At 48.1% G+C, this 16,943-nt stretch carries 13 protein-coding genes; 3 read left to right on the plus strand and 10 right to left on the minus strand.

The annotated features are described in order from the left end of the window. Positions 1 to 23 precede the first annotated feature (23 nt). The 4 genes from LX99_RS23750 to LX99_RS23765 form a co-directional block, all read right to left on the minus strand. Positions 24 to 4,160 (minus strand): NACHT domain-containing protein, encoded by a 4,137-nt coding sequence (locus tag LX99_RS23750; RefSeq protein ID WP_109610534.1) that lies wholly within the window; start codon positions 4,158 to 4,160, stop codon positions 24 to 26. A 19-nt stretch (positions 4,161 to 4,179) separates the two neighbouring features. After that, positions 4,180 to 4,896, minus strand: a complete 717-nt coding sequence (locus LX99_RS23755) for a hypothetical protein (protein ID WP_109610537.1) — start codon at positions 4,894 to 4,896, stop codon at positions 4,180 to 4,182. A 55-nt stretch (positions 4,897 to 4,951) separates the two neighbouring features. After that, positions 4,952 to 5,548, minus strand: coding sequence for a hypothetical protein (locus LX99_RS23760; protein WP_109610539.1), 597 nt, complete (start codon positions 5,546 to 5,548; stop codon positions 4,952 to 4,954). 128 nt (positions 5,549 to 5,676) lie between these two features. Next, complete coding sequence (locus tag LX99_RS23765; RefSeq protein ID WP_170122785.1) at positions 5,677 to 6,261, minus strand: UPF0758 domain-containing protein; 585 nt, start codon at positions 6,259 to 6,261, stop codon at positions 5,677 to 5,679. Between the two features lie 64 nt (positions 6,262 to 6,325). On the opposite strand from LX99_RS23765, the gene LX99_RS23770 reads away from it, so the two are divergent. Further along, the gene (locus tag LX99_RS23770) at positions 6,326 to 6,826 is read left to right on the plus strand and encodes a hypothetical protein (protein ID WP_146203205.1); all 501 of its coding nucleotides are present in this window, start codon (positions 6,326 to 6,328) and stop codon (positions 6,824 to 6,826) included. Positions 6,827 to 7,307: 481 nt separating this feature from the next. On the opposite strand, the gene LX99_RS23775 is transcribed toward LX99_RS23770, so the two are convergent. From LX99_RS23775 to LX99_RS23800, 6 genes are all read right to left on the minus strand, one after another. Then, a complete protein-coding gene (locus tag LX99_RS23775; RefSeq protein WP_146203206.1) occupies positions 7,308 to 7,607 on the minus strand; it encodes a hypothetical protein in 300 nt (99 codons plus the stop codon). An 88-nt stretch (positions 7,608 to 7,695) separates the two neighbouring features. Beyond that, positions 7,696 to 9,141 (minus strand): alpha/beta fold hydrolase, encoded by a 1,446-nt coding sequence (locus LX99_RS23780; RefSeq protein ID WP_109610548.1) that lies wholly within the window; start codon positions 9,139 to 9,141, stop codon positions 7,696 to 7,698. Between the two features lie 61 nt (positions 9,142 to 9,202). Further along, the gene (locus LX99_RS23785; RefSeq protein WP_211319083.1) at positions 9,203 to 10,021 is read right to left on the minus strand and encodes a helix-turn-helix domain-containing protein; all 819 of its coding nucleotides are present in this window, start codon (positions 10,019 to 10,021) and stop codon (positions 9,203 to 9,205) included. A gap of 243 nt (positions 10,022 to 10,264) precedes the next feature. Continuing rightward, a complete protein-coding gene (locus LX99_RS23790; protein ID WP_109610550.1) occupies positions 10,265 to 10,633 on the minus strand; it encodes a hypothetical protein in 369 nt (122 codons plus the stop codon). A gap of 24 nt (positions 10,634 to 10,657) precedes the next feature. Then, on the minus strand, positions 10,658 to 14,068 hold the full coding sequence (locus tag LX99_RS23795) for an ABC transporter permease (protein WP_109610552.1): 3,411 nt from the start codon (positions 14,066 to 14,068) through the stop codon (positions 10,658 to 10,660). Positions 14,069 to 14,360: 292 nt separating this feature from the next. Next, complete coding sequence (locus tag LX99_RS23800; RefSeq protein ID WP_109610555.1) at positions 14,361 to 15,107, minus strand: DUF4249 family protein; 747 nt, start codon at positions 15,105 to 15,107, stop codon at positions 14,361 to 14,363. Positions 15,108 to 15,286: 179 nt separating this feature from the next. Here LX99_RS23800 and LX99_RS23805 point away from each other — a divergent pair, with 179 nt between their 5' ends. Then, positions 15,287 to 15,478 (plus strand): transposase, encoded by a 192-nt coding sequence (locus LX99_RS23805; protein WP_456238154.1) that lies wholly within the window; start codon positions 15,287 to 15,289, stop codon positions 15,476 to 15,478. A 380-nt stretch (positions 15,479 to 15,858) separates the two neighbouring features. Beyond that, positions 15,859 to 16,680 (plus strand): glycosyltransferase family protein, encoded by an 822-nt coding sequence (locus LX99_RS23810; protein ID WP_146203207.1) that lies wholly within the window; start codon positions 15,859 to 15,861, stop codon positions 16,678 to 16,680. Positions 16,681 to 16,943: the final 263 nt, after the last annotated feature.

The following is a 16,943-nucleotide window of genomic DNA, read 5'->3' on the forward strand; positions in this document are numbered from 1 at the left end:
ATAATTTAAAGGCTTAAATCGCTTTAAACCTCGCTGATCGTTTTAAACAACTGCCTTATCTCCTTATTGCCCAATGGCTCAATACTGATCTGCCTGTAACGTTCATTCATTTGTTCGGCATGCCAGCCTAAATGCCCTGAGTTTTTTGGATAGATCGCTGATAGTTCATTAGCGCAGTTATCCATAAAGGCGGTGACCAAGCCTAAATCCGCCTCGCTTTTTGCGGCAAGGCCATTCAATATTTCCAGCATCAGGTATTTTGGCGAGTGGTGGAACCGGAGCGACTCCGTGGCGTCGTCCAGTAACAGAAACATAAGCGGCTTTAATTGCGTTAATCCCCAGCGCGTGTCTACGTTCCAATAAGAAACTTTTCCCTGAACATCAAACGGCGCAGTTTTTCCAGCTTCGAATTTATTGATCAGATATAAAAATCCTTCCTGGTTACCCAACTGCGCCAGTCTTTGCGCAGCTTCAATTTTTCTGCCCTCGTCTGTAACGTCAGATCTCAAACATGACAGCAAGCGTGTCTTTACCTTTTCAGGGTAAATTGGTTCCAATAACTTTACCATAAATAAAAACAGATAGTCGTTAAGATCTGTGATTTCCTCGAACAAGGGCAACAACTCGGCATAGTCACCACCTAGCGCGATATATAAGGACATATAATCATCTTCATGGTGCGATTCTGATTTTTTTAACCTGATCGCATCTAAAAGATAGGGCAATGCCTCGGTAGTATTAAGTTCCCGGCATATCTCGAATTGTGTGCCAATAACCTGGTAGTTTCGTAAACCGCCGGCCAGGTTTTTTAAGACTTTATTTTTTAGTAGTTGGGGCTGCTCAGCAAAATGCCGCAATAATAACGCGGTCACGGATTTGCGTTTATTGATCTCCGCAAAATGGATACCGCCATAACTTTCCGTATTGATCCGGGAAAATTCCAGCAATATCCGGTCGTCGGTGGGCCACTGGTGTTCCGCCCATATTTTCATCAGCAAACCAGCCTGAAAGGCCAAGTGCCGGGAACTTTCCATGTTGATCGCGGAAAAAGGGAAATGTACGATCAATTCATCGTAGTAAGTCTTCAACATCGCTGTCAGTAACTCCGGGTAATACCGCTTCAAGTAACCACTGAGCAGCTGTTCACCGCGCCAGCCTTTAAAATAGACATCGTCATCAACCGCGTGCAGACAAACATCCAACGACACCGTGTTACCTTCCGCTTGTAAACTGATGAAATGAGTCAAATGACTTGAGGGTATTTTATTCCTGAGGTTATCCTCATCGAATCGTCCATGCAGGGTATTCGTTTTGATCACCGGGCCACCAGCGAACTCAAATAATTTAATGATCCCTTCTCGGAACGCCTTACGTGAACCGATAAAATAAAGATCATTTTTGCGCTTTGCTTCTTCATGCCGATGCCAGGCATTTGCTTGCGGGTTGGGCTTCTCGATAAAGCCGAATATCTTTTCACCGAGTTGCTCTAATCTGTTCGCATCATCCTGCCGGCCACTAGAATAAAGCCCACTGCAAAATACCCGGAACCCTTGCTGATCCAGTTCACCCTCTTCGATTGCATAAAGCAACTCGTCAAAACAGTCTGGGTGCAATGCGCCGGAATAAGCATACTTCTGCCGGCCATCTTTGTGAACAGGAAGTAAGGCGATACGCATACCCAATGCATGAGTGTGGGTGATCTTCAAAAAATCTGACATTTCATTTGGTTCCCTGTCATAATGATGCCGTCCGGTATGTGACAGGTAATCAATGACCGAAAAGATCATCAATGGATCACTATGATAAATTTCGGCGCAAACTTTAGTTAGCGCATCATAGAATTGCTTAGTCCCGTCTTTATCATCCCGGAATTGTTTTTGAAACCCTTCACCCTTAACTATCTCTAACAAATTAGAGATATGCTTCCTGTCCCGCGTAGTCAGTAGTAAATCGAGCAAGCGCTTTTCCGAACCAAAATGCAGGGTATCGGAATTATATTGTCGTAACGCCTCAAAACCATCCAGCAGCCAATCATAGTAACGATTGATCAACCCATGTGCCGCGAGGTATTGATAAAACCCCTGACGGAACTCATGGAAGTTTTTTAATGCGGGATTTTTCAAAAACCTCGTCAGGAACACTTCGTCCCCCCGGCGATAGTGCGCCAATGCTTCCAGTAACAAACGGCCGAGGTCAGCATTAGTCATATCTATCAGCAAATCTTTCGCGAGTAGCGCATAACGATCTGCTTGCGCAGCACTTAGTTTCAGATAGCGCAATGTCCGGCAAGCCACGATCTTAACGATCATGACTTCCTCGCTGCGCAAAACAGCCAGCAATTCATCAACCACCGCATCGTCATTCCCGGCAAAAGCAGCCAGATCGGATTCGTCGATGGTGACCAATCGCGCCTGGTAACGTGATGTCCTGTTTAATATTTTCTGCAACACTTCCAGCCGGAAAGCATTACTGAATTTGCTGCCTTCACTTTTGGCCAGCAATTCTATATTATCCGCTTCTATAACAGCGACAACCTTATCGCGGTCAGCGTTATTTTCAGGTAACAGCGATAAATAGGTCGCTAAGGTCTGAATCCATTTCTTGCTGACCTTTTTGATCTTATCACCGAGCGTGATCAAACTGATCACTGTCGCGACATTCAGTTTTTGAAGCGCCAATGCCGCCAACTGTTCCTGAAATATGGCATTAATAAATGACCACTGATCATCTTTAATATTCAGGATAGAACTTTGCAATAGCAGATCCAGATCGTCCTGCGCGAATAATGGTTGTAAATCATCTTCCGTGCAGGCATTAAGGCCTTTGATCTGTAAGAGCAGTGCAAATTGCTGTAGGGCGATCCGATATTTGACACGGTATTTGCCCAAACTCAGGCCCGAGCGCAATTTACGGGAAGCGGAGATCTGTAAAGAATCATCAACAAAACGATTGGTGATGTCCATTTTATTTTTTGGCATCTCTATACCCGTGGCACTATACCACTTCGTTAGGTTGATCAGGTAAAAAGGCTTTCCCAGCAGATCAGCGATACCCAGGCCATTCATTTTGCTGTAAAAGTTCATCGCTTTTTCTCGCCCACCCAAAGGTGGCTCCAGATAGTCAAAGATCTGCCGCATGTGCAATTCCAGCAATTCGTAGGCATCAAAACCTTTCAATTCAACCGAAAGGTTTTGATACTTATAAAACATCGTCCGGCAGGATACCGCCAAACAGATGGCAGGATGTTCCATTTGAAAATCCCTGATGTGTGCCGTAACCGTATTGAATTGTTCGGCGGGCACTTCATCCAAACCGTCGATCAAAACGATCAGATTTTTTGCCGGTACTTCGCGCCAGGTGCCAAAGTTAGTATCCAGTAATTGCGTAATTGCCTGAAGAGAACAGAATTTTAAGTCAAGCACCAACGGCGTAAGGCCCAAATCAAGCTGACTTAATTCCCAGGCGGTTTGCCGGAATAAACTGGTTTTACCCTCATAGGCTTCCGCGATCAGACAAATACCTTTCTTATCGCCAGGGGCGGCAAGCAGATCAGTCAGCGTCAATGTCGAGCGAGGTGAATCACTGGTATGCCAGCGGTCATCGGTTATCTGGTCATTAAAGGGTTGAATATGCCGGGTAATAAAGTCTTCTATTGGCAATAGGGCCGGGGCATTGAATCTTGGCTTAAAACAATTGTCAACCGCTTCCTTCTGGCCAAAATACTTTTCGACGATCAGGTAGTGCCACTGTAAACGATCTTCCAACCGATGCCTGTCCCAGACATCGAATGCGATACCCTTTTGTTTCCGTAAAGCTATTTTTTGCTGGTTGACCCAAGCCTGGATAGCTAACTTTTTTTGAAGATCCGCGCTTGTGGTAATAATAAATGTATCTGTTTCGCCCGCAAACTCGCCTGACAGAAACAAATTGAGCGCGCTTTTTAGTTTTGCGAGGGTAAGATCTGTATGCTTACATTGGATACAAACATAGCTGCCGGTAGCCTGCTTAAACGAAAGCAGATCTATACCTGCCTGGAAATGGCCTTGCCGCAAATATTCTTCAATGGCCGGGTCGTCATGATCTTCCCGGTAAAGGAAAAGACTCACCCGTTGGAAATCCTTCCAATCCAGTTTTGCCCAAGTCAATCCATTTTCATTCATTAGGTAAAGATAATGGATTTTAAAGCGGCTGTTGTTCTGCGAATATTCTGACCGAAGCGATCAGACGGGGCATCGTCTCCTGTATGTAATTTTCCAACCCGGCCTCGTCAATTTCCGCTTTTGAGCTTAGGTGGTTTTCATTCACGATGGACAGGGCGCGATCATTGATCATACCAGCTATCTGCGGCAAATGAACGATCAGGTCACGCTGGAGATCAGCCAACATGGTCGGACACATCAGTTGATTCATAAAAGCAGTCGCCTCCGGCATATCAACATCCTGGGGAACAACGCCGGTCAAATATTCTTTCATTAACTCTAAATTCTCGGTTAGCTGATATTTGCCGGTAAGGTCGTAAGCGAAGAAAGGGTCTATTTCAGAATAGTCACGAACGATCTCCGCGATATGCTGCTCCAGGCGGGGAAGTTGCGGTTGTTTGAGGATCACCCGTTTAATGCCAGCAGAAATTATGGCGGTCATTTCCGCCAGTTCAGCCTGGCTCTTATCCGGGGCGGCGACCAGGATGGTTGCCATCATCTTTTCCATATAGCCGGCAATAAAAGGTTCAGCACTAAGTTCTTTATCTACCCAATGCTTTAATTCGAGCATATTGTACAATAAGCGGTTGAGCCGTTTCTTCTCTTGTTTGTGTTCATCCTTGCTGGCATTCCAGCGCCCCAGCGCCCAAACCAGCAAGCCTGAGATAATTGCCGTAATAATCGGTAAGTAAACCATGACCAAAATTTAGGTCGTACAAAGTAAGAAATGCGCCGTATTTATGCAAATAGCCTTAAAAAAGGCTTAATTGTACAAGGCTTACTTCACAATCAGAAATCGCTTTCAACGTCTTCTGAATGATATCCTGTTTGTGATTCGTGGTATCAGTGGAACCGACCTTAGCGGTGAACATCATTTTTAGTCTGGCTAAAGCAACGGACAAAGCCGCATCGCGGCTGGGAAACTGCGGGTCATACACCGATAGGGCCGAGCCACCGCCCTCACAGCCGTAACTATAACTGATGGCATAAGACCAGATGCCATTCACGCCACGGCCGATGCGGATCTCGCTGTACTCACCGTAGCGATCACTATTGCCTAACTTCACGACTTCATAGTCCAGGAACTTGGGGCGGATGAACCATCCATATTGATCAAAGGCAATATCCGTAAACCCAAACTCCAACCCTTTACGGTAGGCGTAAACATTCATTAAAATTGCACGAAGACTATCACCGAAACCGGCGAACCATTCCAGCTTTGCCTTGTCACGATCTGTTATCGCCTTTGCAATTTCATTTAATAGGGTTCTTTCGTAACCGATGGTGCGGCCGGTAAGGTATGCGGCGACCTCGGGTTGGGACTGAAGGGTCAATGCGAACTTTTCCATAAGCTAAGTATTAAGTTTTATTGCCCGGCCCGCGCGGCACGGCTGCCTGTCAAGGGCCGCGGCCCCGCCGCGGTTCATATACCCTTGACAGGCAGGCCGGGCAAGCGCGACCTTTGCAGCCTAAAACTTTAATGCTTAGCGGGAACATGCGCCCGCCGTCCCAACTCCAGCGCCGCCATGAGCGTAGCCGCCTTGGCAACGCCCACCCCGGGAAACCGGCAGTAATCTTCGGCGGACCTTAACCACAGCCGCGAAGGTTCATGCCCCACAGACCCCATGATCTTATGGCAGAGGTCAAGCACCGACAGTTCCGACGAACCCGTGCCGAGCAATATGGCCAGCAATTCCGCATCGCTCAGCGCACCGGCTCCTAAAGCATGCAGCTTTTCCCGCGGCCGGTCATATTCGGCAATGGCTTTCATACCTTTGTGGTTCTTCACCGCATTCATTTCCGCTTCCGGCAGATCCAGCTGGCCATAAGCCACCTGGCCCAATATCATTGAAAACGCTTCTACGAACATCGCCAGGTCTTCCTGCCAGATCAGTATCGTTTGCCGGCAATGCGTGTTAGGATTGGGAAAGTATTCACTGACAGTGAACAATATAAAGTAAGTATCATTTAGCGCCCTTTTTACGTCAATATAATATCGCATCCTTCCGCGGCTAAATGTTTCGCTGGCCAGTGTCGGGTAATTTGTCTTAATTGTTTCCATGGTAGGTACTTGTTTGTTCCCTGCAAAATTGAAAACAAGCGCAATCATTTCCCGGAGATCACTGTTGTTTAATCGATTATATACGTTTCACTACCAGTCGATACCTTCAGCCATGGATGAAGAAAAAGCCGTAGCCCAACCCAAAACCTGCCTCGAATGCGGCCTGGAACTTGGTGCCGGCCGGAGTGACCGCAAGTTTTGCGATCATTATTGCCGCATCGCGTACAACAATAAGCGGCGGTCTGAAGGCATCACCAGATCCGCAGTACCTGTCGAGCCTGATCCCGAACAACAAGATATCGACCGTGACATCGCTGCGATGAACAAGATCTTTGACATCCTGGTCAGTAACCGTATCAAGCTATTCAACATGTACCATATTTTTGAAAGGCGGGTACCCATCAGCGATTTCCACCGCTTCGGCATCAATCTCAAGTATTATACCAGCGAACACCAAGATGACTATTATGAAACGCTATTCAAAATGTGTTTTGATTACGGCTATCACATCGACGGCGAGATCGTTTACATCACTTACAGTGGCAGCGAGCTCTACTTCAACTAAAAAGACCAAACCGTCCGCCAACACAATTGATCAGCAACTGCCGCTGTTTTGGTCAGCGCAGGGACGGCTTTAGCCGCCTGCGCTGGCGCAGCGCAACCAAAACGGCGGCTGTTGCGTCGGCGGTGAAAAGCGGGTGAGCCGTAGCGCACAGCGCGTAGGCGAACCTGCTTTTCCCGCAGCAAACCCCCGAAATAAGAAATGCGATGATCTTGCCAAACCCCAAGGCTCACCTTAGCGGTCTATAGATTCGTGTGATTCGGCGGAAATCAAAAATGAACCGACAGCCAACGTAATCCCGCCGGGCCGAATGGTGCGATAAAGATAAATTGACGTATATTTACTCTTTCAAAGGGCTGTCGATCTTGACGGCCTATTGTGATAAGGTTTAGGTTGAAAGTCCCCGGCAGCGAGTGTTTTGGGGACTTTTATTTGAACTTTCGGCACCTGAATCGTTGTCTTGAAAAGATCGCTTACCCTGCTGTTACTTTTCGTTTGCTTTATCCTCAGCGCGCCAGCGCAAACCATCAACGCTGCCTATGTCAAGGCGCTCTATAAAAAATACCCAACTCAACAGTCCGATCTCTGCCCTTCTTGTAAACTCTGGTTCAATCCGTTCCACCGATCCGTGACTGCTACCGCCGAGCACCGGCCTATAGTTACCTTCTACATATAACAGCGTATATAGCGCCCTTCCAGCATCGCCTGTAATGACCAGTACAGGTAGACCACTGACCAGGCGGCGATCTGGCATTTCCAGTAAAGTGAGGACCTTAGTGGACATCTGCTTTGAATGAATCAAAGCAACATAATACCTGTCAGATCTGAAAAACAAAGTACAAGGGCGCAGTAATTGGGGGATGAACGCAGCTTTAAGGTTGATCGACGACCGCTTTACCAGCGATAGGTTTCAATGCTTTCAGCGGCGCTTTCATAAATTCATCCAGGTAATTCACACCGTCAGCCGAATAACCTGCCCCGTGTCCTTTATCATGGAGGATCAATAGCTGCGCGTGAGGTAGCCCCAGTTTGATCTGCCGGTTAAAGGAAGGACGGCACCAGGGGTCAACGTCACCTGCCGAGATCAGCGCCGGAACAGCTGAACGTACCAATGTTCTGATCTTTTTCGGAACGGGGCGTACCTGCCAGCAATCGCAGACAGGGTGATCGACGTCATTGAACGCGTAACCCGCCAGCCACGGGAAGCGCTTTTCTTCCTGTGCCTCGATCGTTCTGTTGGAAAAAGCGATCTGCCCGCTGCAATAGACCGAGTAACGCATGGCCAGGCTCACCGATGGGTTTCCGGCAAAATACTCGTCCAACACCTCCCGCACATAAGGTCCGTGACGTCCGCTGACGATCTCGGATATCACAAAGGGCACCGACTTGACCTGTGCAGTGTTCAAACGATTGACGACCGCATCCAGCAATTCCTGTTTACTATAATGAACGGTAATACTGTCGGTACTATTTTTCTCCAGGTACCGGATCGTGAATTTTTTGTTGCCTAATCCTGTGAAATATTGGCGGAAACGGGTTTTGAGGCCCTTGTAGGCTGCCGACGAATCTGCCTCGCAATTTCTAAATACCTGATCCAGCGCCTCGTTGATATTCTTCAGCGCGTTCTCTTCATAAGTGACGAAGGCCGGCAGCGGTGAATTGAGCACCAGGAGCCGCACGGCCTCCGGATGGATCTGTGCGACAGACAACATCAGACCGCCGCTGTAAGAAATGCCTACAAGATTCAGTGAGTCGAGGTGCAGCGCCAGCCGCAGGTCGTTGATGTCCTCTACGCTTTCGGCCGTATTGTAAGCCGAAAGATCTACACCCTGCGCGACCAGGCGGTCACGCGCATGCTTCACGGCCAGCAGTACCAAACTATCCTTGTTTCGGTTTTCCCGGTAACTTTGTCTGATCGCCTCATAGACTTCATTCGCTTCCAGGCTCGGTATCGTCCGCTCAGTACCCCGCTGTTCGAAAGCGATAAAGCCCCCATATTTTAAAAAGCCCGAATTATAGGTAACGCTATCAATATTTGCCGCGGTGCTGTAGCCCGGTCCGCCGGTCATATATAAAGATACATGCTTACGCGAATCCTGATCAGGTCGGCGTACAAAGAAAAAGGGTAGCTTCACCTTTCTTCCATTGGGTTTGGCCCGGTTCTCGGGCACGACCAAATAGCCGGTCTTGATGATCAGTCGCGGGTCTGCCCTGACCCGTTGCGGGTAAGGTTCAATGCTGACCGGGTATTTTTGCGCAAATGTCGGCAAAGTAAACAAAAGCGATAGATAGATGGTGATCGTAAATTGACGTTTCATTTTACAAAATAAACCGGTTGTGTAACCCTGCTAAAGTAAAAATCGGACAATCGGCGATGTTTTAGAACACTTCGCTGATCTTTCGGCCGGTAAATTTGAAGACATCCTTATAAAAATGTGCCGGATCATAATAACCATATTCCCAGGGCTTAAAATTACTGCGGTCGCTGACCATGGCCGTCAACGCCGTACGGGCCCGCAATACAGAAAAGTAAGTTTTAGGGGCCACGCCGATCACCCGGTTAAAGTAGCGGTTGATGCTTTTTGAAGTAATGAATAACCGTTCGGCGACTTCCGAAGTATTCAACTGCATCCCCGCAGCTGTGTACTCACCGATGGCTTCTCTTACCAAACGCGTGTAATGGTCTGTTGCCCTGCCTTTTCTGGCACCCAGCAAATAAGTCTCCGTGATACGCACGCGATCTTCGAAAGACGCCGCGGCCCTGATCGAACCCAGTAAGCTCGCGGGTAAGATATGGTCAAGCGTGATCACCTGGTTTGCCATTGATATCTGGTTGAAACCTAATACCGCCTCAAGCCCGCCCGGGTAGAATTTGACCGTAAAGATCCGGTCTTCCGGACGGTTATGCCGTTTTACAGTACCGTTGCGCAGGATAAGGATATCCTGGTCGTCGTTGATCGAAGATCGCTTACCGCCCACGTCGATCAGGTAGCCGCCGCTTAAGTTAATATAAAAAGTAGGCGTCCAGCTTTCAAACATCGTCACACTGGCGTGCCCCTGGTCAAAGTAACTGTCGCATTTTTCAGCCGAGGTTTCAGAAAAAAAATCCACGTAAGGCAACAACTCACCGCAGGGTGCGGTAAAGTCATAGATCTCCCGGATATCCTGAAATATTTCGATCATAGCAAGGTCGCTCATGATAAGACGGGTCTTTACGCCTAAAGGTTACAGTATTTAAAGTTCGATCTTTAGCGACGGAAATTAATATTTGCAGTTATTATTTGCCAAACACCTAAATAGCCAATGGAGCTCTCCGGAATGATCAATATCAGAAACCAGATCTTCCACCATTCAGCGGGTTATGTATTTTTAATCTGCATTGGGGTAAGTTTTGGGCGCCCGGCCCAGGCGCAACCTTCAGTTAAAGACAGTATCGTTCGCTTAACCGAACGACGTACGGTTACCGGGTTTAAGTTCGGGGTATAATTCCCGGAAGTGCCCGATCTGCGCTTCGAGTTGTTCTCCGGCTGAATCGATCACTGTCCGTTCGCGTTGCAATGAGTCCCAGAAGCCAGGATCACTCTTTAATAAGCCCAGCCATTTGCGGTCCAGGCCGTCTTTATTGCGCATGAAAGCCTGTAAGCCTTCGCTGGCTACAACGATGTAAAGCCGGTTAACGAGTAACCTTTGTTTCGCCGTTTCTGTAGTGGCGCTCAGCCTGTCCCGTAGGTTCCAGAAGTGTTGCCAGTCGCTTTGATAAACTTTTTGGGCGTGGCAAAGCGCCGGTACCAGTGGAAACAGTAATATCAACTTTTCATCGTTTTGGGTTCTTGATCATTCGGCTCTTAAACTCTTGACCGGATCGGCCAGGGCTGCTTTGACAGATTGGAAACTGATGGTGAACAGGGCAACCAAGATAACCAGCAGGCCGCCTGCAGCGAACAGCCACCAGCTCAGCGCGATCCGGTAGGGATAATGCTGCAGCCACCGGCTGGTGGCCAGCCAGGCAACAGGCAGGGCGATAACCAGCGCTGCCAGGATCAGTTTTAAAAATTCTGCTGACAGGATGGCTACAATGTTGGTCGCCGGGGCGCCCAGTACCTTGCGTACGCCGATCTCCTTGAGACGTTTTTCGACCGCTAAGACGGATAAGCCGAAAAGCCCGATACATGAAATAAAAATGGTCAGTAGGGCGCTGTAAAAAATAATCGCTTTCCAGCGGGCTTCTGCCGCATAGTTTTGTGCATTCTGATCTTGTTTAAAGGTATAGATGAACGGACTTAAAGGAAAGAGCTCCCGGAAAACCCTGCCAATGGACCGCACACTCGCTGTTTCCGTGCCGGGCCTGATCTTGATATACAACATCCCATAGTCGGCCGCATTCATAGTAAACAACTGAGGGCCTATCTTTTCCGTCAACGGTTTATCATGGTAATCTTTTACTACCCCGACAACGGTGTAGGCGCCACCGTTTCCAAAACCGTTTACCTGTTGCCCTAACGGCTGCGCCCAGCCGGTCTCTTTGACGAAGGCTTCATTGACCAGCGCCGCCTGCTTCTGGTCTGATGGGTATTGTGCAGAAAAATTGCGTCCTGCCGCAATGGGGATGTGCAACAGCGGCAAATAAGCGTCATCGATGGTTACGGCGGAAATGTTCACCTGTTGCCCACCGTTTACGCTGACAGTATTATTCAGGTAACCGCCATTCCTTACCGCAACAGCCACGATACCGGGATCTTTCATCAGTTGCTCCTTAAATAGGGCAGCTTCGCTGCGAGATAGTGGGAATTTGTCTACGGTGATCAGGTCTCGGTCATCATAGCCGAGCCGTTCCGAGGTCAGGTAACGGAATTGCAGGAAAATAGCCATAGATCCGATGATCAGCAACGACGCCAGTGCGAACTGGAAGACAACCAGGCCTTTTTGCAAAGAATTTTTGCCGGCCAGATTAAAACGGCTGTAAAGCGTCTGGACGGGCTGATAACCGGACAAGACCAGGGCTGGATAAATCCCTGCCAGTAAACTGGTGACCAAAAAGAGGATGATGTACCAGCTGACCAGCCTGATATTGAACAGGTAGGAAAGCGCGAGTACCTTATTGGACAACTGATTAAACACCGGTAGACTCACGAGTACGATCACGATGGCGAGGATAAAGGCGACGAGGCAAAGCATGAACGATTCACCGAGGAATTGCAGCCGCAGTTGCTGTTTCGTACCGCCGATCACTTTTCGTATACCGATCTCCTTGGCGCGTTTAACGGACCGCGCGATCGTCAGGTTGACAAAGTTGATGCAGGCGATCGCCAGCACAAAAAGGGCGATCGCGGAAAGAATATAAGTGTATTCGGGATCGCTTTTATCGGCCAGGGCTTCGTTCTCGTTGGGTACGGCCGTTCCCAGGTGGATCGCTGTCAGCGGTTCCAGGAAGTAAGAAATGCCGATGTTCTTCACTTTGAACTTGTGCTTAATTTCGCTGATCGCTTCACTGCCGTCTGATTCAAATACCTTTTGCATTTTGGTCTCAACGGCTTTCAGATCCGCTCCCGGCGCCAGGACGACGAAAGTGCTGAGAAAGGAATTGAACCAGTTGCCATTGTTTTTTTCGTCGGTGGCCGAAACTTTCAGCGGCAGCAATACCTGGAATTTGATCGAGGAGTTCTGCGGGCAGTCCCTGGCGATACCCGTAATGACATAGGGCTGGAAAAGGCTGTCTGCTTTCAGTAAAATGATCTTCCCCAGCGCCTGGCTGGTGCCGAAATACTTTTTCGCCATCTCTTCCGTGATCACGGCCGACCGGGGGTCACGCAGGGCAGTTCGCGCATCACCGCCGAGCAAGGGGAAATTAAAGACGGACAAGAAATTCGTATCGGCAAAACAGACAGCCTGTGACCGGATGTCGTTGTCTGTTTTAACGTCTGCCTGTGCCGGCTGAAAGCGCACGAAACGCTTTATCTCCGGAATGTTGGCGGCAAAGCGTGGCCCGGGGAAATAACCGGTATAACTGCCGCGGGATACGCTTCCGTCATTCTTTGTCGTTTGTTTATCGATGCGGTAGATCCGGCTCACCTGATCATGAAAACGGTCGTAACTCAATTCATCCTGGATATAAAGGAGGATCAGCATGGCGCAGGCCAGCCCGATGCTTAAGCCGACGATGTTGATACCCGCATACGTTTTGTTCTGCAGCAAGTTCCGGAAGGCTGTTTTTAAATAATTCCTTAACATAAAATGGTGTATTGTCTTTTCCGTGGCCCGGACTACCGGGATATCCGGGGACAATATTACCGGTGCAAGGGCGGATCGGGGTGCCGATTTAGGAAATGGTACCTCTTTTTTTAAACAGGTCTTGTACTCCGCAGGCGTTTTTCCGGTCAGTTCTTTGAATACCCGGTTAAATGTCGTTTTTGAATTAAACCCTGTATCATAAGCGATACCCAACAACGTGAGCCGGTCGTTCGCCGGGTCCTGCATTTTACGGATGACCTCCCGAACGCGGAACCCGTTGATCAGATCGTTGAAATTCTTGTCCAGCCCCAGGTTAATAGCGCGGGACAACTCATGCGGGGATAGCTTTAGTTTTGCCGCGAGCGTGGCTACCGTCAGCTCCGGGTCTTCATAAAAACGGTTGGCGGTGATCAGTTCTTTGATGCGTCGGCCCAGCTCCCTTTCCGTGAGTCGATCTGTCCACCGCAGGTCAGGCGGGTGAACGCCAGTGGGTTGAAGCACAGCGCCCGCCGCCATTCCCATCAATACAAAGGCGATGGCAAAAGCAAAGATGCCATTGAAAACCGCCAACAGGCACAGCACACTTAAAAGGAACAGGCACTTTTCCAGCCTACGGAAAGTAAACCGGGGGCGATCCATGAGGACCGGCTTCAGCTCGCCGTAGAACTGTTGGATCAGCCGGTAAGCCAGATATAAATACACAATAGCCCAGACAGCATTCAGCCACGCCGGCAGCCAGTAGCAGGCGACAAGGGTGCAGCCATGCAGCAGGTCTTTCAGCAGGAATGGTCGTTGCGGCCAAGCTGACTGACGGACATAAAAATACAGCGATACGCCGAGGGCCGGGAACGCAACAAGAAAGAGTGTGCTTGTTTTCAATAGCGCCGCCGTCAAAGCCAAGCTTAAAAACAGGTTGGCTTGCCGGTTATCGTTCTTTGCTAAACAGGAAAGCAGCGCGATTGTTAACCCGGAAAACAGGGTGCCCAGTGAAATCAGGTTATAAATGGTGCTATACATGGATGGCGTCGGGTCGTTAATGGCACAAACCCTGTACCGAAATTAACAACTTCTTCATTCATAAGTATTTCCAATACCGGATTATTTTAAAGCTGTAACGGCAACGTACACGATAAGTACGGTTTCGATCCAGGGTGATGCCGGGCTAACCGATCTGAAGACGAAAATATCATTGCCGGGAAGTCAGGATGGCGAGCAAAGGCATAAAACAAATGCCCACCGATCGGCATCGATCTGAGGTACCACACAAGCGAACATCAGGACGAGTATTATGAGAAGCTATTTAAGTTAATCAAGGGACAATGATGGTTTTTCGTTGGATGGTGTGCGCGCTGAAATAGCCCAGTGCGCCGCCGGAAAGATTGGTATCCGGGTTAGCCGGGGCCGCGTTGTTGCCATCGCCGCCGGCACCTGTTGACAGGCTGTACCAGTACTGGTAGATCACCGGGTCCAGGCAAAGCATTTCTACCGTCAGTTGGTCGCCGCTTTTAAGGTTACGCGCTGGATCGTCGTTGTCATTGCTAAAGCTCAGGCGGTTGTTCACCAGGTTGCCGTTGGTGAATTCGTCGTCGTCAATAAATACGGTCTCTTCTTTTTTGTTATTGACGTATTGGACGAAACGGTAAAAGTTTTTTGAGATGGCCGGGTCATGGTACCGGGTAAAAGCGTAAAGGAGAGGGCTGCCGTCTTTGTTATGGCCGTCCCCTCTTTTGACATAAAGGCTGTCAAAACCGACCGGCTGCGGCATGGTGCTGCTGGCCGTGAAAGTCTTGCCGTCCACTTGTACGGTCAACTGGTCGGTTTTTCCGGGAGCGCCCGTAAACGCGCTGTTCTGGCAAACGCCGGCGGAAGTTGGCGAAAGCGTTTGGGTGCTGCCGTCGCCGCTGATGGCCACGGCAGCGCCGCTGATACCGGTAAAGCTATTGTTTTCCGTAAATGGTTTGGTTTGCGAAAGGCTGACGCGGCAGCCGCCGGGCTCGTTGGTCAGGACCGCTTCGATCACGTATTTAGGGGTATTGTCGGGTAATTTCAGGTCAATGGCTTTTTTTCACGAGGTTAGTGAGATCTTGATAAGATGTCAAGGAGTTCCTGTTTTGCTGGTCGGGCGCCAGCAGCTCGATGATGGTTTCCCGCTACGCTAATATTCGCTTTTTTAATAAATGCATGACATAGTGTGTAACTTTCTGGTCACGATGGATATAGTCTGAAAAGCGATCCGTGATCAACTGCCGGAATCTTCCAGGCTCGCCAATAATATGTTGCCCGTGGTATCCTAACTTCTTCGATAACCGAAGCACCAATGCTTCCCCTGAGTCTTTCAATGCTAAAATAAAAGCTTTCCGAGCAACTTCCAGAGGTGTCAGGCATATTACTTTCTTCCTTTTCAGATTAGCTAACATGTATGCTTAACAATTCAATCTCACAACTTTCCGACTGATCCCTAATATCTATGCTTGACAATCCCCCCATCCGATATTTCTGCTTGATCTAAAAAACATTAATGCTTGCAAATCATGGCGAGTAAAACGAAAAAAGTTGGTTACTGGCTAACCGTTCTCACCCCCTATTCTAACAACAGCGTTGAAAATGCCTTTTTAAAGAAAGCGGGGTTCGTAAGTTTAAAAGGCATCACAGTCCGGCTGAAAACTGTTAATGTTTGATGAACCGCCGTATGCCGGACGGCACGTACGATGGTAGAGAGGACGGTAAGGGAAATAATCCCTTACTTTTTACTCGATTTAGATAACTTTTGTCACCTTTGGGAACTTAACCGGAAAATCCTTTTACAAATGAAATTACCAATATCTGCTATAGTTGTAGGACTTAATGAAGCACATCTACTTCGGGAGTCTCTTCCAAAACTCGCCTTTTGCGATGAGCTATTATATTTCGATTTAGGATCAAAAGACGATTCAATAAAACTCGCCACGGGTTTAGGGGCAACCGTTATAAAGCATGATAAGGTAGATAGTTGTGAGTGGATTCACGCAGAATATGCAACCAAAACTAAGCACGAGTGGGTACTAATATCTGACCCGGATGAAATGTTCCCTGATGAATTAATAACGGAAATTACCTTGCTTTTTGAAAATGGCACATTAAACGAAAGCATAGGCGCAGTCTGGGCACCATGGGTTTTTTACTTTAAAAATCATCGCCTTTTCGGAACTCATTGGGGTGGAGTGAGTCGCCGAATAATATTGGCACATAATAAACGGTTTGAATTTAAAGCCTTAGTACATGCCGGTAGAAAGCTGATTGGCGGCTTTAATGAATATAATATCGAGTACACCGGCAATAACTTTATTGCTCATAAATGGATGCAGAGTTACGGAAAGTTGATTGAAAAACACCGTCGATACCTCCGAAATGAAGGTGAGGCCCGGTACAAAACAGGCAGAAGATCATCAGCTAAAAGTGTAATGAAGGAGGCGTATCGCGCGTTTAAGTATAGTTATTGGTCGAGGCGAGGTTATAAGGACGGAATAACCGGGTTGTTTCTTTCTGCATTTTGGGTTTGGTATGAATGCTCAGCCCAAATTGAAAACATACGATACCAAAGAAAAATCGAAAAAAAAAAGCATAAAACTGCTAAAGCAAGCTTTAATTGATATCGCTTCAGGTACGATCACTAAAATGCCGCAGGATGCCCCTTTCACGACGTTTGAGTCATCAACTGATATAAAAGATAAGCCGGACTTACTCATGCTTGCTGAGAAGTGCGTGTAAATATTTAAATTGCGTTATTATTAAATCGTAACCTCTATGAGCTACTTATCAACTTTAACCCAAGCGATTTTTAGAAGAATCATTGGCCCCTCGAAAGATAAGAGCAATATTGAAGTAGATACGCCCTTAGCTAAGAGAAAACGAC

Origin of the sequence: Mucilaginibacter oryzae, from assembly GCF_003148845.1 — a bacterium.
GTDB lineage: Bacteria > Bacteroidota > Bacteroidia > Sphingobacteriales > Sphingobacteriaceae > Mucilaginibacter > Mucilaginibacter oryzae.